The sequence below is a fragment of the Polyangium jinanense genome, assembly GCF_028435365.1.
Genome location: NZ_JAGTJJ010000016.1, coordinates 45,018 through 67,939, shown reverse-complemented (window position 1 = coordinate 67,939; position 22,922 = coordinate 45,018). Strand labels below are relative to the sequence as shown.

General features: G+C 71.2%; 16 protein-coding genes. 8 read left to right on the top strand and 8 right to left on the bottom strand.

The window, feature by feature from the left end; translation table 11 throughout:
* Nucleotides 1-13 precede the first annotated feature (13 nt).
* Together KEG57_RS25055 and KEG57_RS25050 are read left to right on the top strand one after the other, a co-directional pair.
* Nucleotides 14-1,159, top strand: coding sequence for a hypothetical protein (locus KEG57_RS25055; RefSeq protein ID WP_272458845.1), 1,146 nt, complete (start codon nucleotides 14-16; stop codon nucleotides 1,157-1,159).
* A 17-nt stretch (nucleotides 1,160-1,176) separates the two neighbouring features.
* Nucleotides 1,177-1,824 carry a lamin tail domain-containing protein gene (locus tag KEG57_RS25050; protein WP_272458844.1) on the top strand — a complete coding sequence of 216 codons (648 nt, stop codon included), beginning with the start codon at nucleotides 1,177-1,179 and terminating at the stop codon, nucleotides 1,822-1,824.
* 3 nt (nucleotides 1,825-1,827) lie between these two features.
* Here the strand turns inward: KEG57_RS25050 and KEG57_RS25045 are convergent, their stop codons facing one another.
* Both KEG57_RS25045 and KEG57_RS25040 read right to left on the bottom strand, forming a co-directional pair.
* Nucleotides 1,828-4,707: a YncE family protein gene (locus tag KEG57_RS25045; RefSeq protein WP_272458843.1), complete on the bottom strand. Its 2,880-nt coding sequence runs from the start codon at nucleotides 4,705-4,707 to the stop codon at nucleotides 1,828-1,830.
* A 104-nt stretch (nucleotides 4,708-4,811) separates the two neighbouring features.
* Entirely contained in the window at nucleotides 4,812-5,462 is a 651-nt protein-coding gene (locus KEG57_RS25040; protein ID WP_272425530.1) for a glutathione S-transferase family protein, read from the bottom strand.
* Nucleotides 5,463-5,588: 126 nt separating this feature from the next.
* Between KEG57_RS25040 and KEG57_RS25035 the strand changes: the two genes are divergently transcribed.
* Both KEG57_RS25035 and KEG57_RS25030 read left to right on the top strand, forming a co-directional pair.
* Complete coding sequence (locus KEG57_RS25035; protein WP_272425529.1) at nucleotides 5,589-6,638, top strand: phospholipase D-like domain-containing protein; 1,050 nt, start codon at nucleotides 5,589-5,591, stop codon at nucleotides 6,636-6,638.
* Nucleotides 6,639-6,868: 230 nt separating this feature from the next.
* Nucleotides 6,869-7,150 carry a hypothetical protein gene (locus KEG57_RS25030; protein WP_272425528.1) on the top strand — a complete coding sequence of 94 codons (282 nt, stop codon included), beginning with the start codon at nucleotides 6,869-6,871 and terminating at the stop codon, nucleotides 7,148-7,150.
* 6 nt (nucleotides 7,151-7,156) lie between these two features.
* Here the strand turns inward: KEG57_RS25030 and KEG57_RS25025 are convergent, their stop codons facing one another.
* On the bottom strand, nucleotides 7,157-9,370 hold the full coding sequence (locus tag KEG57_RS25025) for a putative metal-binding motif-containing protein (RefSeq protein ID WP_272425527.1): 2,214 nt from the start codon (nucleotides 9,368-9,370) through the stop codon (nucleotides 7,157-7,159).
* Between KEG57_RS25025 and KEG57_RS25020 the strand changes: the two genes are divergently transcribed.
* Complete coding sequence (locus tag KEG57_RS25020) at nucleotides 9,369-10,880, top strand: sensor histidine kinase (RefSeq protein WP_272458842.1); 1,512 nt, start codon at nucleotides 9,369-9,371, stop codon at nucleotides 10,878-10,880. The genes KEG57_RS25025 and KEG57_RS25020 overlap by 2 nt on opposite strands.
* A 111-nt stretch (nucleotides 10,881-10,991) precedes the next feature.
* Here KEG57_RS25020 and KEG57_RS25015 read toward each other — a convergent pair whose 3' ends face one another.
* From KEG57_RS25015 to KEG57_RS24995, 5 genes are all read right to left on the bottom strand, one after another.
* Entirely contained in the window at nucleotides 10,992-12,125 is a 1,134-nt protein-coding gene (locus KEG57_RS25015; RefSeq protein WP_272427697.1) for a site-2 protease family protein, read from the bottom strand.
* 107 nt (nucleotides 12,126-12,232) lie between these two features.
* Nucleotides 12,233-12,508, bottom strand: a complete 276-nt coding sequence (locus tag KEG57_RS25010) for a hypothetical protein (RefSeq protein WP_272427696.1) — start codon at nucleotides 12,506-12,508, stop codon at nucleotides 12,233-12,235.
* 68 nt (nucleotides 12,509-12,576) lie between these two features.
* Nucleotides 12,577-13,584, bottom strand: coding sequence for a hypothetical protein (locus KEG57_RS25005; protein ID WP_272427695.1), 1,008 nt, complete (start codon nucleotides 13,582-13,584; stop codon nucleotides 12,577-12,579).
* Nucleotides 13,585-13,636: 52 nt separating this feature from the next.
* Complete coding sequence (locus tag KEG57_RS25000) at nucleotides 13,637-14,947, bottom strand: FecR domain-containing protein (protein WP_272427694.1); 1,311 nt, start codon at nucleotides 14,945-14,947, stop codon at nucleotides 13,637-13,639.
* A complete protein-coding gene (locus KEG57_RS24995; protein WP_272427693.1) occupies nucleotides 14,944-15,693 on the bottom strand; it encodes an RNA polymerase sigma factor in 750 nt (249 codons plus the stop codon). Before KEG57_RS24995 ends, KEG57_RS25000 begins: the two co-directional genes overlap by 4 nt.
* Before the next feature lie 173 nt (nucleotides 15,694-15,866).
* Between KEG57_RS24995 and KEG57_RS24990 the strand changes: the two genes are divergently transcribed.
* From KEG57_RS24990 to KEG57_RS24980, 3 genes are all read left to right on the top strand, one after another.
* Nucleotides 15,867-16,082 (top strand): hypothetical protein, encoded by a 216-nt coding sequence (locus tag KEG57_RS24990; protein ID WP_272427692.1) that lies wholly within the window; start codon nucleotides 15,867-15,869, stop codon nucleotides 16,080-16,082.
* Nucleotides 16,083-16,234: 152 nt separating this feature from the next.
* Complete coding sequence (locus KEG57_RS24985) at nucleotides 16,235-17,275, top strand: hypothetical protein (RefSeq protein ID WP_272427691.1); 1,041 nt, start codon at nucleotides 16,235-16,237, stop codon at nucleotides 17,273-17,275.
* A gap of 79 nt (nucleotides 17,276-17,354) precedes the next feature.
* Complete coding sequence (locus KEG57_RS24980) at nucleotides 17,355-22,919, top strand: tetratricopeptide repeat protein (RefSeq protein WP_272427690.1); 5,565 nt, start codon at nucleotides 17,355-17,357, stop codon at nucleotides 22,917-22,919.
* Nucleotides 22,920-22,922: the final 3 nt, after the last annotated feature.

Below are 22,922 nucleotides of genomic sequence, written 5' to 3'. Positions count from 1 at the left end.
GCGACGAACTCGCATGCGCATATATGCCCTGACGACGATTTTCGCGGCGATGATTGCCTCCGCGGCACCTTCCGCGGCCCAGGAAACGCCCGCCCCCGCAACCGCTTCCGCTCCCGCGCGCGCTCCCGCTCCCGCTTCCGCGCGCGCTCCCGATTTCGACGGCACCGCGGCGCCTCCGACCGCAGCGGGGACCACGGGGCTGAAGGTGACGCCGGGGCTCGAGATGTTCGCGCAATACGCGGTTCGTTGGACCGCGACCGAGCCGGGGCAGCGCTCGTGGTTTCACCTGTTCGAGGTGCCGCGCGTGCACGGCGCGATCACGGGGGAGTTTGGCCCGGCCGTGGGGCGTGTGGTGCTCGAAGGCGTGCGCTCGGCGAGCGAGGGCGCGCTGATCGGCGTGGCCGGCGATAGCATCGTGCTGCGACTCCGCGAGGCGTGGGCCGGGGTCAAGTATTCGTCGTGGTTCGTGTTCGCGGCCGGCGTCGTTCCGACGCTCACCGTGCCCGAGCTCGAAGGGACGTGGCGGCTCAGGGTCGTCGGGCCCGCGCCGATCGAGCAAACCGGGATGCTCTCGCCCGCGGACCTCGGCGCGACGGCTCGCGTGAATCTGCCGCGGAAATATGGGTTCGTCGCCGTTGGCGCGTACAACGGCGAGGGATACACGAATCGGGAGCTGAATCGCGGGAAAAACATTGAAATCGCGGCCTCGGTGCATCCCGCGCCCGGTGGGGCTGCGCGGCCGCTCGCGATCTTCGGGTCGTACGTCGTTGGTTCGTCGGGTACGGGGCTTTCCCGCGCGGACCGGCTGACCGGATCGGTGCTGTGGCAAGGCACGCGGGTGCGCGCGGGCGCGTCCGTGACGCACGCGTGGGGGCTCGCGGACGACGGCGCGCGAAGGTCGCTCCTCGTGGATGGATTCGTGCGGATCGAACCCGTGGATCGGCTGATGTTCGGCCTGCGCGGCGCTTACTGGGATCGGGATCTCGGCGGGGTGGGGGACACGGTCGCGACGCTGACGGGTTCGGTCGGGTATCGCGTGGCGCAGCCGCTCGAAGGGCACGTCGCGGTGACGCGGCAGGCGCCGGGGGACGTCGCGCGGGCGGCGCTGCCCGGCTCGGATTTCTGGGAGCTCCGGCTCGCGAGCCGGGTCGTTTTCTGAGGAGAGGAGACCACAAGATGGCGAGAATGGAGTTTTTCCTGGCAAGTATGTTCGTCGCGGCAACCGCCGTGCTCGGTTGCTCGGAGGCAACGGAGAATCCGCCTCCCACGGGGAGCGCGAGCAGCTCCTCGGGGCAGGGCGGCGGCGGCGGGAGCGGCGGCGGCGGGCAGGGCGGCGCGGGCGCGGGCGGCTCCGGCGCGGCGAAAATCGTGATCAATGAGATCGCGGCGACGGGCGCGGAGGAGTGGATCGAGATCGTCAACGTGGGCGACGCGGTGATGGATCTCGACGGGTACGGGATCGCCGATCAGGACGGCGACGTGCCGAAGGTCGCGGAAGCCGTGCGTTTCGAGGCCGGGACGAAGCTCTCGCCGGGCGCGTACCTCGTCATCGTCGCGGGTCTCGACGCGCCCGGATCCGGACCGCAATCGGAGTGCCTCGCGGAGGGCGGGCCGGCGACCTGTTATCACGCTGGATTCGGAATCAGCGCGTCGAACGGTGACAAGATCTTTTTCCTGTCGCCGAGCGACGCGATCGTCGCGGAGGCGGAGTATCCGCCGGCCGCCGTGGCGGATGGGCAGACGTATGGCCGGGTGCCGAACGGCATCGGCGATTTCGAGGCCTGTGAGCCGACACCCGGCGAGGCGAATACGAAGGCGCCTTGAGGGTCAGTTCGGGACGATGGCGAACGCGACGCCCGGGATGTTGATGCCCGGGCCGCCGAGCCGGAGCGTGCCCTCGACGAGGGAGATGCTCTTATCGGCCTGGTTCACGGTCTTCACCGTGCCCACGATCATCGCGGCGTCGGCCACGCCGGTCGGGTTGATCGGCATGGCGACCGGCTGCATGTAGAGTTTGTCGCCGTCGAGCCGCGCCCACACCTCCTGCCGCTGCTGGTTGCCGAAGAGCTGGGGTTTTACCATGAGGGTCATGCCGCCCGGGCGCGGAGTGTCGCTCGCTTCGAGCACGTAATCGAGCGGGGTCATCACGCCGCCCGGGCCGGGGACCGTGACGGTCATCTTCATGGTCTTGGGCCACGTGCCGATCGCGGGGTTCGCCACGACGAACTCCGTGCTCCGCTCGCCCGAGGTCGCGCCGCCCGAGAGGAACGGGAGGCCCGGCAAGACGCGGAATCGATACTTGGCGCCCGCCGTGAGCGGCGCCGTCGGGACAAACTCGGCGCGGCCGCCGGTCACCACGATCGAGCCTGAAACCTTCTCGCCTGCCTCGGTTTCGAGGATGACGTAGTCCGCGGCGACGTCGGCCGCGGTTTTCCCGGGCTGCGAGTCGTCGATCGGATCGGCGAACGCGATGCTCGGGCGGATGTCGGGGTAGACCGCTTCATCGCTGTCGATGTCGGGCCAGATCGCGAGCGGGTGCGCGCCCTTCGGCGTGAGCTCGCGCAAGAACTGGAGCAGATCGGCTTTCTCGTCGGCCGTGAGGTCGGCCTGTACGTAATTGACGGCGACGTCGAGCGCCGCTTCGAGGCTTCGCCCCTGTCCCTTCACGAAATACACGCCGTGGCGGTAGACGCCGAGTAGCGAGGGGATGTCGGCCGGTTCGCCCGATTTGCCGACGGGGATGTATTCGCGCGACGTGTAGAGCGGCGGCGCGTGGCAGCCATAACAAGCGGCTTTGCCCTCGAAGATGTCTTTGCCGCGGAGGGCCGCCTCCGTGAAGCTGCCGTCGACACGGGTATGGCCCGTCTCGCGCGGGGCGCCGAGCAGCGAGCCGAGGAACGCCTGCAGGCCGAGCGCTTCCTCGGGCGTCGCCGGGCGGCCGACGATCGAGCTCGGGCCCTGATAACCAAAATTGTCCGCGTTCGATACGTACGCGCCCCATTCGAGCGGCGTCGTCGCGTCGAGGAGCTGGAGCGGCCGGACGTTGTGCCAGATCTGCGGGCCGAAGCGCCAGACCATGCCGTCGTTCTGGGTTTCGACGTGGCAACTCGAGCAGGCATGGTTTGCCGCGAACGTGCCGCCGGGGCGCGTGAAGACGCGCTCGCCGAGGGCGACGTTCGTGGGGCGCGGATCCTCGGCGAGCGCAACGGTCTGCACGACGGCGCCGGCCGCGTCGAGGAAGCTCGCCTCGAAGCTCTGGTAGCTGTGGACCGCGACTTCATTTCCAATCTTGACGAGCGCGCGCGCGCCGGGGCCGACGGCGGTGCGGGCTTTTTCGGCGAGCGTGGCGCGGTCGAGGGCCACGACGACGTCCGAGGATTCGGACGAGACCCAGATCGTGTCTCCCACGCCGAGCACGCCCGAGGGATTGACGACCGCGCCGCCGGAGCCCGATTGCCGCGTGAGATCGGCGCGGCGAAGGACGGTGCCGTAGTCGGGTTTGGCCGGGTCGGCCCCGAGCACGACGACCTCGTGGAAAAACGGCATGGCGTTCGGCGCCGATTGCGAGGGCTCAGGGTCGCCGTCGGTCGCGGCGACGTAGAGCTCGCTGCCATCCTCCGAGAGCGAGATCGACCGGAGATCCGCGGCGACGCCGGAGATCGCGAGCGAGACCTTCTGCGTCTCGGTGTCGACGATCCAGATGTCCTCGTCGTCGCCGGGGCCGTAGGTGCCGCGCGTGTCCTTGATCTTGTTGCCTGAGCGATACGAGGCGACGAAGAGGCGTTTTCCGTCGGCCGAGAGCGTGAGCGCGCGCGGGTCGAAGCCGACGGGGATCGTGCCCTTGACCTCGCGTTTGTCGAGGTCGACCACGGCGACCTTGCGCATCGTGGCGAGCGAGACGTAGAGCGTCGTTCCGTCGGGTGAAATGGCGAGGCCGCTCGGCTCGTCGCCGACCCAGAGCGCGTCTTCGAGGACGTTGCGGTCGCGATCGACGATGCCGACCGTGTCGCTGCCGCGCTGCGCGACGTAGACCTTCTTGCCGCCGGCATGATGCGCGATTGCCGCGGGCCAGGCGCCGACCGTGATTTCGCCGTCCTTCTTCCACTGGCCATTGTCGGCGACGAGGCGCGTGACGGTGTAGGAGGCGCCATTCGCCGTCCAGAGCTCGCCGTCGACCGCGGCCGCGCCATAGAGCGGCGTGAGGTGGTGGTTGCGGAAGCGCGCCTGCGAGGTGCGCGCGACGGCACGGAGCGTGAGCTCGGTTTGCGCGGGGTCGTTCAGGCGGAAGGTGTAATCGCCGGGGACGTCGGGCGTGAAGCGCGGCTCCGGGGCGCCGGTGTTGTAGACGGCGTTTTTGCTGTCCGCCGGGGCCGAGACGACCTGCCACGCGAGCTCGGCGGGGCAGCCGGGGTCGGTGAGGAAGCGCGGCAGGTAAAACGTCTCGCCGAGGGTGTGGGCGCGCGGGTTCTGGAGCGGGAGGAGCGCGTCGGCGCAGGCGAGCCCGGGGGTGCCGGTGCTCGAGCTTCCGCCGCCAACGCCGCCCGCCCCGCCGGCGCCGCCGGCGCCGCCGCTGCCCCCGCTGCCGGAGGCGCTGCTCGAGCTCGTGCTCGTGCCGGGGTTCGACGGGTCGTCACTGCAGGCAACCGCGGCAAACGGCGCGCAGCCAACGAGGATCACGAGGAGCTGAGATAGGCGCAAGGATCTCATGTTTGTACACCCTTTGTGAAAGGTGCGTACACGGTCGCAGACGCAAGAGTCCCTTGCAAGATCTATTTTAGACCTTTTGTGATACGAAACTACCGGGAAGGTGATCAGGCCCGCTGGAAATCCGAGGGACGGCGGCGGGCGAGGTAGTCGGCGATCGGGGGCAGGGCGCGGACGTCGTCGAGGAAGCGCTGGAGCGAGCCGTGGCCGTCGAGGCAGGTGGCGACGACCTCGCGGTGCGATTCGAGGGTGTCGAAGGCGAGGAAGTCGGCGTGCGTGGGCGTGGGGCCGGCGAAGTAGAGGGCGCCGCGCTCTTCGGATTGTTCGAGCAAACCTTCGAGGATCGCGCGGAAGCGAGGGAAAACGTCGCGGAAATGCGCGTCGGTGGCGGCTTGATCTTTGAGCCAGCCCGGGTTGTAGGCGACGCGGTTCCACGCGGTGCGGAGCTCGACGACGGTCTCGGCGACGATGTCGGCGCGGACGCGTTCGTCCTCGTTCATCCCGTCGAGACCGAAGACGCGGGCGAGGTGGCGGAGGATGGCCTGGCTCTGGGGGATGACGCGTTCGCCCCCAGATGAGCGCTCGATGAGGACGGGGACCTGGCCGAGGGGGACGGTCTTCTTGAGGGTTGGCCAATCGGCGCGCGGGATGCCCCGGTCGACGTGAGGGGCGCGCGCGTAGGCGAGGAGGAGGCGGATCGACTCGGCTCGGCCGCGGATGTCGAAGTAGATGAGCTCGCGCTCGGGATCTTGGCTCATGCTCGCGAGGAGACCCGAGCCGGCGAGGGGCGTCAATCGGACCTCGGGTCCGTTTGCCCAGGAACGCGATCCCGCGCGAAAGAGGCTCGACGCGGCGCGGGATCCCTTGCTAGAAACGCGGGGAGCATGGCGACCATCGAGCTCCTGCGTCACGGCCGAGAGATGGGGGCCCGGCTCGCCGCGGACCTCGGCGAGGCGACGCGGGTCTGCATCGCGGTGAGCCGCGCGGAGGCGAGCGCGCTCGCGGTGGTCGATCTCGTGGGGTTCGTCGAGCGCGGCGGCGAGCTTTTGCTGCTCGCGGGGCTCGGCGGATATGGGACGGAGACGGCGATGCTGCGCCGCTTCGAGCGGATGCCGGGCGCGCGATGCCGCCTCTACCACGCCTGGGGCGGGACGGCGTTCTTGCCGCGGCTCTACGTGCTCGACAGCGGCGCGCGGCGCGTCGTCTACGTGGGCTCGTCGGACCTCGCGGCGTCGGGGCTCGCGCGGGACCTCGCGGTGAACGTGCGGATCGAGGGGAGCGCGTCGGAGCCGGAGCTCGAACGGCCGATGCGGCTGTTCGAAGAACTCTTCTGGTCGGAGCTCTCGTGGCCCTTGTCGGAGGCGTTCGAGGCCGAGTACGAGGCGCTGCGCGTGGTGCGCCGGGCGGCGATGGAGCGCGCGCCGGATCCTTCCGCCGAGGCGCGGCTCGACTTCTCGGTGGCGCAGAAGCTCGGCGAGCAGCGAGCCAAGGCCGCGGCGCGGCGGCACTTGCTCGTGGTGACGGCGAAGAACTACACGCTTTGTATGCAAACGAAGAGCTTCGGCCGGCGCAGGCAAGCGGAGCTCGAGCGGTACGCGAAGGGCGACCCGTTTTTTTTCCACGTGACCGGGCGCGGTCGGGGGCTGCGGGCGATGGGGATGTTCGTGGGCGAGACGTATCGGGACGACGCAGCGACGTTCCGGGGGATGGACGGCGGAGCGCAGCCATTTCGAAAAAAATTCGTGGTGCTGGGAGAGCTCGGCAAGGAGATCCGGACGCGGCCGATCCTGGAATCCTTGCGGCCGGGCGCGCCGAAGCACTGGTTCAATGGGTTCGTCCAGGATAGCCACACGCTCTCGGTCGAGGATTTCGAGGCGCTGCGCGGGGCGTTCGTCACGGCGCTCTCTGCGGAGCAGGCGAAGGCGAAGGGCTAGACGCCGTCCGGACCGGACCCCGCGGGGCCCGGACGGTCACGGGACAAACCGGATCACGGACAAACCGTGGTCCCCGGTAAAACCATGCTTGACGTTCGGGGAAAAACCGAGCATGGAAAGAGCCTTGGTCAGGTGCGCAGCCGGCGTCTTCCGATGAGGACGCGTACATGCGCAAGGAATCGATCCGACCGCGGACAACGAAAACGAGCATCAGCAGGAACGCTACGGCGGTGGCGACGAATCGAAGAACGAGAAACGTACGCGCGGACGAGGACGAGGCTCCGGAGGAACTCCCGACGGAGCTCGCACTCGGCAGCGATGGGCTGATCTACGTGAATGCCGAGGGCATCGATCCGGCGAGGTATGCCGGGCGCAAGATGTTCACGGGATTCGCGATGACACCGGAAGAGGCGGAGCGCGCCGTGGAGGAAATCCATCGGCTCGCCTTCAACGTGACCGTCAGCGTGCAGGCTGGGAAACCGAGGTCGAAAACCAAGAAAGGAGGGGCCTGAGCGCGATTAAGGATCCGCCACGCGGACGTCGAGGAACCAGGGGCCGCTATCCTGGCCGAGCCCATCGATCTGGATGAAGTACGTGCCCGGATCGAGGGTGAGGTCGAGGAAGCTCTTGTTTTGGCCGTAACCGACGGCGCAAGCCTTGGGGACCTCGACGCCGGGGCAATCGGGCCCTTTGCGGACGTCGAGTAGTGTCGTGTAGCCCGATCCGCCCATGTCGAGCACGACGCGTTTTTTATCAGAAAGCGAGAGCCCGAGGAGCTGGTCGCGTGCCCCGCCCTCGGGCCCTCCACCTTGATCACACCCAGCATTGAAGCTCGGCGCGGCATTCGCGGTGTTGCCCTGGAAAAAACCGCCCGTCTCGGGGATCATGAGCACGTCGGCGCAAGCGTCGGCGAACGGTACGATCAAAGGCGGGATGGTCTTGCGGACGAACGCCGTGACCTGCACGGGCTGGCCGAGGAGAGATTCGGCGACGACCCGGTAATCGCCGGCCGGGACGTTGCGCTTGCCGACGCGGAGCGGCGATTGCGAGCCCATGTCGCAGACGAGCTGGTCGGACGGGCCTCCGCAAAGCGGAAGGGCGAGCGCGACGGCGCCCGTGTCGCCCTGGGAGATTCGCTGGACGAGGAGGACGTCGGAGGCGACGGGCAAGGCGAGCGTGTAGGCGGCGTCGACGGCGCCCGGTAGGCAGTCGAGCTTCACGTCGTCCTGTCGTTCGAGGAGGTCGACGTCACGTGTGACGTTCGGCGTGATCGCGGGAGCGCCTTCGCAGGTCTCGTCGGGAAGAGGCTCGGTGGGCGGCTCGATCACGACGGTCGTGGAGACGACCGTGGGCGCGGAAGCCCCGACGGCGACGTGATACGTGCCCGCCGGGAGCGCGTGGCGAAAGACGTCGACGATCGGCGCGTTCTGGCAGGTGATCTCGTTTTCGGGCAGCGCGCAGGCCGCGTCGCGGAGGGAGATCACGGGGAAGCCATCGCCGTCGACGGAGCTCGCGTAGACGTGGACGTTCGCGGGGGAAGCGAGCTCGAAGCTGTAGAGGAGCTCGCCGGTGAGCGGGGTGCAGGCGATGCCGACGTCCGTGGCGGCGTCGATCAAGGTGGAGAAGAAGGGGACGCCGAAGGGGATGGGCTCGGCGAGGGCGCAGGTCTCGTTCGTGGGAACGGGCTCGGGCGGGAGGAAGGCGACGTCGAGGAGGACGGGCGTGTCCGCGTCGGCGAAGACGTAAAGCGGGAGGGCAACGGCCTTCGCCGGATCGCCGAGGCCGCGGCCACGAATTTGGGCGAAGCGGCCACCCTGGAGGTGGAAGAACGACTTGCCGCAGGTGATTTCGGTGGAGGGATCGCCGCACTGGCCGAGGAGCGCGATGGCGACGTCAGGGCCGTTCGTCCGCGCGGTGATCTCGACGTCGAGGGGCGAGCCGGCAGGGAGGACGATCGCCGCGACGACGTCACGCGCGGCGGGCTGGTTGTCGACGTTGCAGGAGGCGGCGAAGTTCGAGGCGGCGGCGGTGGTGTCGATCGTGTAGGCGCCGGGCGCGTCGATGACGAGCGGATCGCCGCAGGCGTCGTGCTCGGGCGAGGCGCAGCCGCTCTCGTCGACGGCGCCGTCGCAATCGTCGTCCGTGCCGTTCGCGCAGACCTCGGGCAGCGCAGGGGAGACCTTGGGATCGGCGTCGTCGCAGTCGCCCTTCGCGACGCAGTGGCCGTCGGGCGCGCCGTCGCCGTCGGCGTCGCGCAGGACGTGGGTGCAGGCGCCCGTGGACTCGACGCAGGTGTCGATGGTGCAGACGTCGCCGTCGGAGCAAGCGACGGGGGCGCCGGGGAGGCAGCCGAGCTTGGGTTCGCAGCGCTCGACGCCGTCGCAGTAGGCGCCGTTCTGGCAAGCCGCGTCGTCGGGGCTGTGGCGGCATCGCGCGATCGAGACGTCGCAGGTGTCGACGGTGCAGGCGAGGGCGTCGTCACACTGGGCGTCGTCGTTGCAAGGGCCACCGAGGGTGTCGTCGGGCGTGCCTCCGTCGTCGGGATTACCGCCGCCGGCGCCGCCACCGTCGGGCTCGTCCGCCGCGTCGGGGCCGGCGTCGACGGTGAAGGGGTTCGGCGCGGTGGATGGCCCACAGGCGCTCGTGAGGGCGGCCGCGGGGAGGAGGGGCACGATCCAGCGGAGATGTCGCGAGAGCCGCGGCCGCGGGTCCTTCGTCTCGGCGCTCGTCATGGCAAAGGAAGGAGGGGCGAGGTCCGCCTTCAGCGTAGCAGGGCAGGACGGGTTCTGGCATCATGCGTCGGCGCGATTTCTCGAAGAAAGCGCAGAGGACGGAGATCGGGTGACGAGCGATCGATTGACGCGCAACGAGCTGACGTGGCTGCTCGCGCAGGAAGCCCGCACTGCAGCGCAGAAGCTCCGCCAGGGAGTGATCATCCAGGACGGGCCCCCGGGCTCCGTTCGCGTGCCCGACGGCGAGAGCACGGTCGCAGTGGAGACGACGCTGAACCAGCTCGACGAGGCCGTCGGCATGCTGGCGTCGCTCCACGGGCATCCTGCGAGCAGAGGGCGGCGAGGCAAGATCGATCTCGCGCAGCTCATGTGGGAGGTCGCGCCCGAGGCGCGGGTGCAGATCGAGATGGGCGAGGGCACGACGGTGTTCGGCGACGAGGCCGAGCTGCGTCGCATGCTGCTCTTGCTCGTCGGTCAAGCAGGCGATCCGGCGAACGCGAAGGGCACCTCCGAGGTGAGCGTGCGCCGCGAAGGCGAAGAGGTGAAGGTCAGCGTGGTGCTCGGTCCGGACCAGCCCGCGACGTTCGAGTCGGAGCGTGCGTGGCTGTCGCGCATGGCGATCCGGCACGGAGGACGTCTCGAGCTCGACGGCTCGATGCAAACGCTGGTGCTGCCGGCCGACGTGGACATGCAGCGGCAGGAGCTCGAGAACCTGAAGCGCGAGCTGAAGGCCGCGCAAGAGCAAGGCGAGGCCTACGCGCGCGAGCTCGCCGCGGTGTTCGCGAGCGGCGGCGCGAAGGTGTCGAGCACGCCGCCGGCGAGCGCGTCGATCGAGCCGGTGAGCAGCGAAGGGCTCGCGGTGCTCGTGGCCGGGGTGCGAGGGCTCGTATCGGAGCTGCGCGGCATCTTCTCGGCGATCACGCGTGACCTCTTGCCGCTGCGTGATCGGCAGGGCGAGGTCGGCGACATCGTGGCGAGCGCGATGCGGCACGTGACGGCGGCGTCGGAGACGATGGCGGACCTCGCGCGGCTCGGCGCGTGCCCGATCGGCGAGCTGCCGCGGCACGTGGACATCGCGGAGGCGCTGCGGGACGTGGTGCGCGACGACATGGGGCGCGCGGCGCGGCACGACGTGCGCGTGAAGCTGAACGCGCCGCAGAGCGCGTACGAGGTGGCGCAGATCGGAGCGCTGACGGTGCTGATGCATGCGCTGCTCGATCATGCGATCAGCGCGTCGCCGCCGGGCACGGAGGTGGTGCTGACGCTGTCGGAGCATGCGAGTGGCGGGTATGCGCTGACGGTCGACGACGCCGGGCACCCGCTGCCCGAGGCGGCGAGGACCGGCGTGCTGAGCCGTGATTTCGAGGTGCTCGCGGCAGGTCGTCCGGCGGGGATCTCGCTCATCGCCGCGACGGCGATCGCGGCGCACGTGCGCATGCAGCTCGAGATCGAAGATGCCCCGACCAGCGGCGCGCGCGTGCGCCTGATCATTCCGAAGATGAGCGCCTAGAGCAGCGACTCGTTCGCTGCTCTGCGAGGTCGCGAAGCGAGCTCGCCTCGGGGGGTGAATCGGCCGGGCTTCGCCTGGCCGAGAGGGGGACGCGAGGCGTCCCCCTCGGGACTAACGACCCCGTCCGCCGGCCGCACCGAGCAGCGCGAGCGCGCGCTGGAGGTCGGCCGGCGTCACGAGGCCGACGACGTGCTCGCCCTCGTCGAGCACGAGCACCGCTTCCGCGTCCCCATTCACCAGCGCGTCGAGCGTGGCCGCGGCGTCGTCGCGCGTGTGCACGCGTGGCACGTCCGTCCGCATGGCCTTGCCCACGGTCGCGTCGGGCGCGCGGTGAAGCTCGGGTCGCGCGAGGTCCCACGCCGTCACCACGCCGAGCACGTGATCCGGATCGAGCTCGGCATGCTCGTGCTCGCCGTCGACCACGAGCGCGCCCGCGAGGTTCTGCCGGAAGAGCCGCCGCGCGACCTCGCCCGCGCGTTCGTCCGCGTGCGCCTCGCCGAGCCGGTGGTTCATCACCTCGGCCACGGGCAAACCTTCGAGGACCTGCCTCCACTGGCTACGCCCTTGCTCGCCCGCCGCGCCCATGTACACGAACACCGCGATGAGCACGAGCAGCACGTTGAACGAGAGCAAGCCGAAGAGGCCGAAGAGAACGGCCATGCCCTTGCCGATCGTCGCGGCCACGCTCGTCGCGCGCCGGGGGCCGAGCCGCGTGGACAAGAGGCCGCGGAGCACGCGGCCGCCGTCCATGGGGAAGGCCGGCAGGAGGTTGAACGCGCCGAGCACCAGGTTTGCGAGCGCAAGCGCGAGGAAGGCGACGCGCACTTCGGCGAGGAGCGGCAAGAGCGAGACGAGCCAGCAGACGACTGCGATGCCGAAGCTCGACAGCGGGCCGGCGAAGGCCATCCACGCCTCGCGCTCCGGCCGCACGTCGCGCTCCATCCGCGAGACGCCGCCGAGCATCATGAGCGTGATGGATCGGACGCGGACGCCGTTCGAAAGCGCGACGAGGCAGTGCGCGAGCTCGTGCAGCAGGATGGAGACGAAGAGCCCGATCGCGAGGATCACGCCCCACACGAGCGGCGGCAGGTGGAGCTCGCTTCGCGGGAGGCCCACGGCCTCGGCGATCGCCCTGAACTGGGAAGACGTGACGAACGCGACGTACGGGAGAAACAGGACGAGCGTGATGTGCAGCTTCACCGGGATGCCGCGAATGCGGAAGATCGTCCAGCCTCGGTCCAACATGGTGCTTCCTCCGGTGGCAGCGCGCGCGCCGGGCCGAGCTGCTCGCCCCGACAGGGGCAACACGCGTGCCCCGAGGTCGCTCGACGCGCGGCAAGCTTCGGGGCGGGTTACGCGGCCTCGTCGACCACGTCGCTGTCGATGTGGAAGCCTTCGCCATCGGGCGTGCTGATGAAGCGCAGCGCGCCCGATGCTTCGAGCGCGTCACAGAGCTCCTCGGCTTCGAGCTGCGAGATGCCGAATCGCTCGCAGAGCGCGTCGCGCATCGCCGTCTTGCCGGGAAGGTAGTCGGCGCCGACGAACGTGCCGAAGCGCGCGCGCAGCGCTCGCCCCGCGCTCGCAGGCCCGAGCACGAAGGTCTCCTCGGGCTCTTCCTGGTGTTGCATCGAAAGGCTCCCCCCGGGGTTCATGGAGACGCGCTGCCGAGGCACAAGGCCCCCTCCCGCGCGAGCGATCAACGGGGGTTCGTCGGAGCGGATCGGACGAGCGGGTGTTCGAGCTGCAGGGCGAGGTCCAGGCCGAGCCAGAGTCCACGGACGGCGCCGCTGAGGCCGTCCGCGGTCTCGAAGCGCGTGGGCCGGAGGATGGCGCCCGGGCTCAGGTGAAGGCCGAGCCAAGCCGGGCCGAACGCGCGCACGTCGACGCCGAGGAGGCCGCCCGCGCGGCCGGACCACGCGTCACGCGCGCTCGGGATGCCGTCCGTCGCACGCACGTCGCTGAGGTGCAAGAAGCCGAGCGCGGCGTCGGCGCCGAGCATCAGGCGGACCGACGAGGCGAGGTAGACGCGGTAGTCGACCGCGAGCCCGACCTCGAACCAGCGCGTCGAGCCAGCGCTCGTGGGGCCCGTGAGCCAGCGGGCGGTGGCGCGTTCGCTCACGCCGGCGCCGCGGAAGCCGAGCGAGGCGCCTGCGCCCCACAAGGTGCCGGACGAACCGGGCAGGAAGGCGAAGCTCGGCGCGGCCGACCAGACAATCGCAGGCGCGCGCCGCGCGGCGAGCTCGAGCTCCTTCGGCGTGGGCGTGCGCGGGGCCGGGGCCTTGCGCGGGCGGATGGGGCGCGCCTGCGCGCGGACGAGCTCGTTCGCGGCGATGGCCACGAGGCGCGCGGCGACGTCGGGGTTGAGGCCGCCGATCAGGATGAACCGTCGCCCGGCGGCGCGCTCGGCGAGCCTCGCTTCGATGAGGACCTCGGACGGACTCGGGAGATCGATCCAGACGTGGGCCACGTCGTCGCCGAGCGGGCCGCTCGGACCGGGCGCGAGCGTGCCCGTGTCGTCGAGCTCGATCTCCAGCAAGCGCCGCACGCGAGCTTCGCCGCCGAGCGCCTCGGCTGCGGCGCGCGCGAGCGAGAGGCGCACCTCGACGCGGCGCGGGGCCGTCGCGGCCGGAGCGGCGGCGGGCGTGGTCGTGGCGGGCGCAGGCCCTTCGGCGCGCGCGGCGCTCGGGCCGAGGGCGAACGTCACGAGGGCGGCGAGGGCCGCGCGCGGGGTAAGCGAGCGCCACGCGCGACGTGCTTCAGGGCGCGCTTGCGTCGCCGGCTCCCGCGTCCGGTGCAGCTTGGGGCTCCTCCTGCGCGGGCTCCTCGCCCGAGAGAATTCGCTCCACGTCCTCCTTGCACCGGCCATCGGGGTACTTGTTCAAATACTCCGTGCCCATGCGCTGCGCCTCATCCTTCCGACCGGCGCGGTGCTCGGCGCGCATCTGCTTGCAGAGGGCATCCTCTGCGAGGACACCTTTGAGGCTCCGCGCACGCTCGAAGTACTTTTGTGCTTGATCGGCCTGTCCCATCTTCTCGTACATGCCGCCGAGCGTGTAGGCCGCGATCTCCGCGTAAGGATCGTTCGGGAAGTGCTCGACGACGCGCTGGAGCGCGAGCAGCGCGGCGGAAGGATCTCCGCCTTTGGCGCGGGCGATGTCGCCGATCACCACGAGTTCCGCGGCGCTCCTCGACGATGCGATGGCGCCTTCGATGCCGCCGGGCTGCTGGCGCAGGAGCTCGAGGGCCTGGGCGAGCTCGCCTGCGTTGTACTTGGCGCGCCAATCGGGCGCGGCGATCGCGACCGCCTCCGTCTCGGCGCGCAGCGGCAGCGGCAGCGCGAGCGGACGCGAAGAGATGTCGATGTCGCGCGGCATCGGCGCGGTCGCGCGGCGCGGGCGCGGGACGGGGTTCGTCGGATCGTCGTGCGGGGCCTCGGCGAGCGCGATCATCGGCACGGCTTCGAGGCCGTCGCCACCCGAGAGCTCGCGCGAGCCGGCGGGCCAGGAGACGCGTGCCGATCCGCTCGCCACGCGCACGTCGATGTCCGCCTCGTTTCGCCGGACGAACACCACGCTGCCCGCGCGGGCGAAGAGGGTCGCGCTCTCGGCGACGAGCGCGATCTCCGAGGCCTTGGGCGCGCCGGCCGTGTCCATCGACGCCTCGCCGCGCAGGAGGCGCAGCGTGACGGCCTCGCCCTCGCCGCGCTCGACCTCCACGGTGGCGCCGGGCGAGAGGGTCAACGTGCCGCCGCCGGGCAGCGGATAACTCGCCTGCCGGGTGCCTGCGGCGAGCACGCTCGGCGACGTGTTGTTCTCGGCCGCGATCGCGCGGACCTCCGTCGGACCAAAGTCCTTGCTCGTGCTCGTCCCGACATAGAGACCCGTGCAGAAGGCGGCGACCGCTGCGGCAGCGACGGCGATCAGCGTGCCCGTCATGCGGGAGCGATCGGGCTCGCGGCGCCCGGGCAGATCGTGCTCGAGCCGCTCCCAGACGCGATCGATCCGCGCCGGATCAGCGTGGTCCCGCAGGTCTTGCGGGCGCAGGGGAGGCACCACGCGGCGGGTCATTGGTCAACCTCTTTGCTCACCGGTTCTTCCTTGCCGGTCGGGTCGACGAAGTGTTCGTCGAGGAAACGCTGCGCGCGCGTGATACGACGTTTCACGGTGGCAAGCGAGCACCGCGTGAGCCCCGCGACCGCTTCGAGCTCGTGCCCCTCGATGCAGCGGAGCGTCCAGGCGATGCGCTCGTCCGAGGGGAGCGTCCGCAGGAGCGCGTAGATCTGGGCGAGCTGCGCGCGCACGTGCGGCGAGGCCTCGGGGCTCGCGAGGGCGTCGAGGTCCACGGGCTCGCTCGCGCGACCGAGCCCGAGGAGGTTCAGGAGCTTGCCGCGGCGCATGCGCGAGCGCACCGCGTGCACGACGATCGATCCGAGCCAGCCGCGGAACGCCGAGCGATCCGTGAGATCCCGCAGGCGCTCGAAGGCGCGGAGGAATGCGTCGTGGACGATGTCCTCCACGTCGCGCGGCGAGCCCTCGATCCGCGTGGCGAGGTTGATCGCGAAGGCCGCGTGACGCCGGTAGAGGATCTCGAGGGCCTGCACGTCGCCCTCCGCGCCGAGGCCGACGAGCTGCGCGTCGGGCAGGTCGGCGAGCGCGGAGCGGCTGCCTTTGGGGACACGCGAGGTCTCGGGCGGACGCTTGGCCTCGGCGCGATCGTCGGGGGCCGGCGTCGCGGCCACCCCGTCGCCCTCGTTTGTGGGGCGGGGGGATGGCTCGACGAGCCGCAACCGACCGCGCTGAAGCCTGGGCGCCATTTTCGATAATCCTACGTGTCTAAGGACGCTCAGGGTGTGGCAGGTGGCTCACGGCGGCCACAAAGATTTTTTTGGGAGCTCGCGTGAGCCGTTCCGGTGACCTCAGGCGTCGAGGGAAGTGCCGCAGGTCGGACGTCTGCGGGAGCTCTTTAGCTAGTACGGAGGATCACAACATGATCAAGCACATCATCCTCGCCCTCTCGGTCTCCCTCCTCGCGGTCGCTTGCGGCGGCGGCACGCCGGAGCCGGCGGCGCCCGAGGGGGCCCCCGCGGACAAGCCGGCCGAGGGTGCTCCGGCGGACAAGCCGGCCGAGGGTGCCGCTCCGGCCGCTCCGGCGGACCAGGCTGCTCCGGCGCCCGCCGGTGGCGACCAGGCCGCCCCGAAGTGAAACGACTTACACCCCGGCGATCCGCTTTTTGCGGGTCGCCGGGGTGTCCTTTTTTGTGTGCCTGAAAGACGGCCGCGTGGACGCAGCGCGGGAAAGCCTCGTCGGGTAGGATCGAAGCTCGCTCGCTTCGATTTTCTTCGACAGGTGGATCCATGCAGAGCTCGCGGCGCTTCGTGCAGAGGTCGTTCGTCGGGGTGATGTTGCTCGGCGCGCTCGGCGCGCTCTTCCCCTTCGCCGGATGCGGCCGCACGAGCATCACGCCTGCGGAAGGGCAGAGCACCGGCGGCGACGGCGCGTGCGGCGACGGGACGTGTGATCCCGAGGAGACGTGCGCGAGCTGCGCCGAGGACTGCGGGTTCTGTGCGGGGTGCGGCGACGGCGCGTGCACCGGGATCGAGGCCTGCGAGAACTGCCCCGTCGACTGCGGCGTCTGCGCGAGCTGCGGCAACGGGACGTGCGGCGACGGGGAAAGCTGCGCGACGTGCGTGCTCGACTGCGGCGCGTGCCAGAGCTGCGGCAACAAGACGTGTGATCCGAGCGAGAGCTGCGCGACGTGCCCCCTCGATTGCGGCCTCTGCCAGACGTGCGGCAACGGCGCGTGTGATCCGAGCGAGACGTGCGCGTCGTGCCCCGGCGACTGCGGCGCGTGTTCGAGCTGCGGCGACGGGTTTTGCACGGCGCCCGAGGACTGCCTTTCCTGCGCCCCCGACTGCGACGCGTGCCCGAGCTGCGGCGACGGCGACTGCGACGCGGGCACCGAGAGCTGCTTCACGTGCCCCGGCGACTGCGGAAAGTGCCCGGGCTGCGGCGACGGGATCTGCACCGGGACCGAGACGTGCGCTTCGTGCCAGACGGACTGCGGCGTGTGCTCGGTGTGCCCGAACGGCAAGTGCGAGGCGTTCGAGACGTGCTCGATCTGCCCCCAGGACTGCGGGACGTGCCAGGCGAAGGGATGCCTCGAGGTGGTCAGTTGCGCCCTCGGGTGCATCGATCTCGGCGCAAATCCCCCGAAATTCAGCGTGACGTGCGTGGCGAACTGCGTGGCCCAGGGCTGCGCCGACGTGCAGTTCTTCGTGGATCAAGTGCTCACGTGCGCCGTCGACGTGCTTCCCGTCTGTGGCGGAGACTTCGGGTGCATCCAGACCGAATGTGGTGAGGAATTCGCGGCCTGCATCGGCGCGAAGTGCAACTGACGCCCGTCCCCGGGTGAACGACGGTCCTCCGCTGCCCAGGGCTTGCTCGATCGACGGGCAAGCCGTGTAGCATCGAAGCGTGGCCGAGAACGACGAGCGCCCCGACGAGCCGAAGGCCGAGGACAAACCCGCCCCGCAGGCAAGGCCCGCCATGATGTCCGTGGACGCGGGTTGGGACGTGGCAGACAAGGGCAAGCCCGCTGCGCCCCCGAAGCCCGCCCCGCCCGCGCAAGCCGCGCAGCCGCCGCAAGGCGTGTCCGCGCCGAAGCCCGCGCCGCCCGGCAAGATCGTGCCCGCGGGGGGGCCGCTGCCGCCGAAGCCCACGACAACCGTGGTGCGCGCAGCATCGGAGCCTGCCGTCGCGCCCGCGCCGCTGCCGCCGATGTCGCCGCCGCCGCTACCGCCGATGGCGCCGCCGCCGGTCCCCGGACGTCCCGCGCCGCCACGTCGCGCGACCACGGTGGCGACGGGAGCCGCGCCCGCCGCCGCGCCTGCGGCTGCGCCCGCCGCGCCCGCCGCGCCTGCTGCGTCACCCGCTGCAGCGCCCGCCGAGGCGGCTCCCAACGAGCCGATCACGCTGGGCGTCGAGCTCACGCGGCGCGCCGAGCGCATCACGAGCGCCGATCCGGTGGCCGCAGCGCGCGCCCTCGTCGAGCGGGGTCTCGTCGAGCAGCGCGTCGAGCACGATCGAATCGCGGCGCGGCGCTCGTTCGCGGCAGCACGCGCGATCACGCGTTCGCTTGGTCCGGTGCTGTCGCGGCTCCGGCACCTGTTTGAGCCCGAGGATCGGCTGGAGCGGATCTCGGTGGTCGACGACGAACTCGTGGTCGCCGAGAGCGACGCCGAGCGCGCGGATCTGCTCTTCGAGCGCGCGCGGGCCACGGCCGAGCTCGGGCGCTGGCCCGAGGCGCGCGCGGCCTACGGGAAGGCGCTCGAGCTCGTGCCCGCGCATCCGCACGCGCTGCGTGGCCTCGAGGCCGTGCTCCGTCGCGAGCTCGAGCGCGGCAAGGGGCGTGATCTCGCCGAGTCGCTCGCGAAGCACCTCGAACGCATGGCCGACGCATATGCCCCCGAGGCCGGTAAGCCCGATGGGGACGCGAGGCTCGCCGCGTGGCTCCACGTCGAGCGCGCGGCGGTGCTCGACGACATGCTCCAGCAACCGGCGCTCGCGACCGCGGCCCTCGAACGGGCCGTGAGCTTCGAGCCCGCGCCCGGGCCGGTTCGCGCGGCGCTCGCGCGGCATCACGTGCGCCACGACGATCCGCGCGCGTTCTGCGAATCGCTCTCCGCCGAGGCCGAGCACGAGCTCGACGACGATCGCGCCTCGCGGCTGCTCTACACGGCGGCGCGAATCCAGTATGAGCGGCTCAAGGATCCGCACGAGGCAATCGCGCTGCTCGGGCGCGCCACGGCGCGTGCGCCCGCGGGGACGCCGACCTCGCGGCGGATCCTCGCCGAGCTGAGCCGGCTGCAGGAGCAAGAAGGGGCGCTCGATCAGGCGTCGATCACGCGCAAGCGCGAGCTCGCGATGCTGACGGGGCAGGAGGCGATCGCGCACGCGCACGTGCGGCTGTCGGAGATTTACGACGCGCTCGGGCAAGCAGAGAACGCGGCCGTGCATGCCGAGCAGGCGCTCCTGCATGATCCCGTGGACGAGTCGACGCGGGAGCGGCTCGACCGCGCGCTGCAGCGCCTCGGCCGTCACGAGCGCCGCGTCGAGGTCTGGGCCGCCGAGGGCAACGCCGAGCGGCCCGCGCACCATCGCGTCGCCTCGCTCATGCGCGCGGCCGACATCTGCGAGCGGCACCTGCGCAAGCGCGAGGACGCCATCGTCTACCTGAAGGCCGCGTGGACCGTGAACCCCGGCGACGCCGCGGTCTTCGACGGGCTCACCGCGCTCCTCGAGAAGCCCGCGCGCGAGCCGGACGCGGGCGTGCGCGCGCGCATCGATCTCTACGCGCAGTCCGCGCAGGCCCAGGTCGAGGCGCCGCGCAAGATCGCGCTGCTCGAAAAACTCGTGAGCATCTGGGAGGACGAGCTCGGACAGCCCGAGCGCGCGATGGAGGTGCTCGACCAGATCCTCGCGCTCGATCCCGTGCGGCGTACCGCGTTCCTCGCGATGCAACGGAACGCGCAGCGCGCCAGCGATTACCGCAGGCTCTGGCAGGCGCTCGTGGCCGAGTCCGAGCTGACCGAGGATTCGGCGCTCAAGCGCAGGCTCCTGCTCCGCGCCGCGGACGTGGTCGGCGAGCGCGTGGGCGATCGGGATCGAGCGCTCGAGCTCGTGGATCGAGCGCTCGCCGTGAAGGCGACGGATCCGGACGCGCTGCGCGCGCGCTTCCGCCTGCTCACCCGCGCGGGCCGGAACGAGGAGGCGAAACAAGCGCTCCTCGGGCTCATTCGGAACGATCCCGCGGCGGCGTTCGGCCTCTGGATCGAGGTCGCGCGCTTCGACGAGCTTCGCCTGAAGCGCCCGCAGGACGCGGTGAAGGCGTACGAGGAAGCCGCGCGCCTACGCCCGGATCACCCGATGCCGGGGCTCGAAATCATGCGCCTGCTCCGCGCCACGGGGGATCATCGCCGCCTCGTCGCCTCGCTGAAGAAGCTCGCCGAGGGCGCCTCCGGGCCCATCGCACGCGCGAGCTTTCTGTTCCTCGCCGCCGAGGTCGAGGAGCTCTTGCTCGGCGATGATCAAGCCGCGCTCGCGACCCTCTCCGCCGCCGACGCGCTCTCCGCCTCTCCGGAGGGCGCCTTCGATCCAGCCGTCGTCGAGGCGATGGAGCGCATCCTCGTGCGGCGTCGCGCGACCGACGAGCTCGCCTCCCTCTACGCGGGTTGGCTCGCGCGCCACCCGCCTCCGTCCGTCGATTACGCGCTCCGCATCGCCTTCGCCGACGTGCTCTGCCGCAAGGATCGGCGCGAGGCCGTCGGGCTGCTCGAAGGGCTCATCGCCGTCGTGCCCGATCACGTCCCGGCGCTGCGCATGCTCGAACATCTGCACCGGAGCGCGCAGGCCGTCGCGCTCGCCGACGTGCTCCGCGGGCAGGCCGCCGCCGCGCGATCGGTCGTCGCGCGCACGGGCGCGCTCGCGCACCTCGTCACGCTGGAGGAGCGCATCCCGAGCGAAACGCTCCTCGACGCGCTCGGCCGTGTCGTCGCCGAGCGCCCGGCCGACAGCAGCGTGCACGACGCGATCATCCGCATCGCCGGTCGCCTCGTCGAAGGCGCCGTCTCGCCCGCCTCCACGGGCCCCGCGGGCGCGCTCCTCCTCGCGTCGATCACGGCCCGCAAATCCCTCGCGCGCGAGCCCGTCGCCCGCGGCTTCTTCCAGCTCGAAGAGGCGATCCTCATCGAGGGCAAGGCCCGCGGCGACGCCTCGCTCGCCCGCGCCTCGCTCGCTGGCTACCGCGACACGCTCACGCTCTTCCCCGACAGCTTGCTTGCCGCGCGGGGCCTCGATCGACTCGCCGGCGAGCTCGGCGATCGCTCGGCGCTCATCACGGCGAACCGCTCGCTCGCCCGCATCGTCGAGGGCGCTGCTCGCCGCGCTGGACACCTCGTCCGCGCCGCGCAGCTCACCGCCGAGGAGCCCGGCCTCATGGGCGAGGCGCTCGAGCTCTACGAGAACGCGCTTCGCGAGGATCCCGACTGCGACGCGGCTGCCCGCGCGCTCGCCCGCGGCCTCGCGCCCGATCCTGCGCGCCTCGCAGATCGCCTCGGCGCCGCCCTCGAACGCGCTGCCTCCTCCGCGCAGATCGTCCTCCTCGGCACCGAGATCGGCCGCGCCGTCCTTCGCCATCACGAGACCGGCGGCGCCTCGCCTGATCCGAGCATCGGCGTCGCGGCCATGCGCCGCGTCCTCGTCGAGACGCCCGACGACGTCCCCGCGCTCATGCTCACCGCGCGCCTCTACACCGCGCAGCGCCTCCCGGCCGAGGCTCGCGACGCCTGGCAACGCATCGTCTCGATCGCGGCCGTCCCCGAGGCGCGCACGGCTGCGTACTTCGAGCTCGCGGCCCTCTACGAAGGCCCGCTCGCCGACCTCCCGCGCGCCGAGCAGTGCGTGCAGGCCGTCCTCGCGATGGAACCCTCGCACGCCTTCGCGCTCGATCGCCTCTACCAGATCGCCGCCAAGCGCGGGGATCACGCGCTCGCCGTGCATGCGCTCACGCGCCTCGCCGACGCATCGCCCGACGCGCGCACCCGTGTCGACGTTTGCCTTCGCCTCGCCGAAGCGCAACGCGAGGCCGGCGATCGTGCCGGCATCGTGCGCGCGCTCTGCGACGCCGTCGCGCATGGCCCGACCGACATGCGCCCCTGGACCGCCCTCGCGCGCCTCTACCGCGTCGAGACGCCCGACGGCGCCGCCCAGTATGTCGCGGCGATCGGCCAGGTCCTCGAGATCGCCTCGGCGCGCCGCCTGCCCATCGATCCTCGATGGCTCACCACGATCGGCCTCCTCGAGGTCACCGTCCTCGTGCGCCCGCGCGACGGCGTCGCGCACCTCCAGCAGGCCGTCGGGCTCCCGAGCGCCGGCCCCGAGGCTCGCGCCGCGCTCGGCCGTGGCCTCGACGCGGCCAACCGCAACGGCGAGGCCGTCCAGGTCTTGCGTGACGTCCTCGCGACCGACATCGACGCCCTCGCGAAAACCGGCGAGCTCTCCGCGGCCCTCGCCGCGCTCGAATCTGCGCTTGCCAAGGATGGCCGCGCCGAAGAGCGCCTCACCGTCGAGGAGGCGCGCGCTTGCCTCGGCGACGTCAAACCCGAGCGCATCACGCGCCTCCGCGCGCGCCGCATGCCCCCGGACGCGCTCCACCCCGGCGTCTTCGCGGGCCCCGAGCTCCACCGCCTCCTCCTCGCCGAGGCGCAGAGCCCCATGCTCCTCGCTTCTGCGGCCATCGCCCCCATCGCGCACAAGGCCCTGCGCTTCGAGCTCTCGAGCCTCGGTGTCTCCTCGCGCGACCGCATCGGCTCGCGTGACAACAGCTTCACGTACCGCCTCGCCGATCGCATCGCCAAGAGCCTCGGCGTCGAGGGCTTCGAGCTCTACCTCTCGCAGACCTGGCAGGGCATGCCGCGCGTGTATCCCGGCGATCCTCCGGCCATCGTCGGCCCTGTCGCGTTCGCCGAGCTCCCCGAGCCCGAGCAAGCCTTTGCCCTCGGCCGCCTCTTCGTGCGCATCGCGCTCGGCCCCACCTGGCTCGACGAGCTCGCCCTCGAATCGTGCGACGCTCTCCTCATCGCGGCCCTGCGCACCGTTGATCCCGCCTTCGGCGCGCGTGAGATCGGCCCCGTGCGCGAGCAAGCCGCCCAGGCCTTCGGCGTGCACGTGCAGCGCGCCATCGGCCGCAGGCAACGCAAGCTCCTCGAAGAGATCCTTCCCTCGGCGGCGCCCGGCTACGACATCCGCCTCCTCGCGGCCGGCGTTCGTCGCAGCGAAAACCGCCTCGGTTATCTGCTCTCCGGCGACCTCGTCGCCGCGATCGATCACCTCTGCCGCATCGATCGGGACGTTGCGCGCGCGGCCGAGGATCCTCGCATCGTCGTGCTGCACCCGGTCACGGGCGACCTCCTCCGCTACGCGCTCAGCTCGCCCTCGTATGCCGAGCGCCGCCGCGCGGGCACGGTCTGGACGAACGCGTAACGT

Excerpts from the sequence above, each read along its gene's own strand:
- KEG57_RS25055 (WP_272458845.1), top strand. The coding sequence starts at position 14 with ATGCGCATATATGCCCTGACGACGATTTTCGCGGCGATGATTGCCTCC.
- KEG57_RS25050 (WP_272458844.1), top strand. The coding sequence starts at position 1,177 with ATGGCGAGAATGGAGTTTTTCCTGGCAAGTATGTTCGTCGCGGCAACC.
- KEG57_RS25045 (WP_272458843.1), bottom strand. The coding sequence starts at position 4,707 with ATGAGATCCTTGCGCCTATCTCAGCTCCTCGTGATCCTCGTTGGCTGC.
- KEG57_RS25040 (WP_272425530.1), bottom strand. The coding sequence starts at position 5,462 with ATGAGCCAAGATCCCGAGCGCGAGCTCATCTACTTCGACATCCGCGGC.
- KEG57_RS25035 (WP_272425529.1), top strand. The coding sequence starts at position 5,589 with ATGGCGACCATCGAGCTCCTGCGTCACGGCCGAGAGATGGGGGCCCGG.
- KEG57_RS25020 (WP_272458842.1), top strand. The coding sequence starts at position 9,369 with ATGGCAAAGGAAGGAGGGGCGAGGTCCGCCTTCAGCGTAGCAGGGCAG.
- KEG57_RS25025 (WP_272425527.1), bottom strand. The coding sequence starts at position 9,370 with ATGACGAGCGCCGAGACGAAGGACCCGCGGCCGCGGCTCTCGCGACAT.
- KEG57_RS25015 (WP_272427697.1), bottom strand. The coding sequence starts at position 12,125 with ATGTTGGACCGAGGCTGGACGATCTTCCGCATTCGCGGCATCCCGGTG.
- KEG57_RS25010 (WP_272427696.1), bottom strand. The coding sequence starts at position 12,508 with ATGCAACACCAGGAAGAGCCCGAGGAGACCTTCGTGCTCGGGCCTGCG.
- KEG57_RS25000 (WP_272427694.1), bottom strand. The coding sequence starts at position 14,947 with ATGACCCGCCGCGTGGTGCCTCCCCTGCGCCCGCAAGACCTGCGGGAC.
- KEG57_RS24995 (WP_272427693.1), bottom strand. The coding sequence starts at position 15,693 with ATGGCGCCCAGGCTTCAGCGCGGTCGGTTGCGGCTCGTCGAGCCATCC.
- KEG57_RS24990 (WP_272427692.1), top strand. The coding sequence starts at position 15,867 with ATGATCAAGCACATCATCCTCGCCCTCTCGGTCTCCCTCCTCGCGGTC.
- KEG57_RS24985 (WP_272427691.1), top strand. The coding sequence starts at position 16,235 with ATGCAGAGCTCGCGGCGCTTCGTGCAGAGGTCGTTCGTCGGGGTGATG.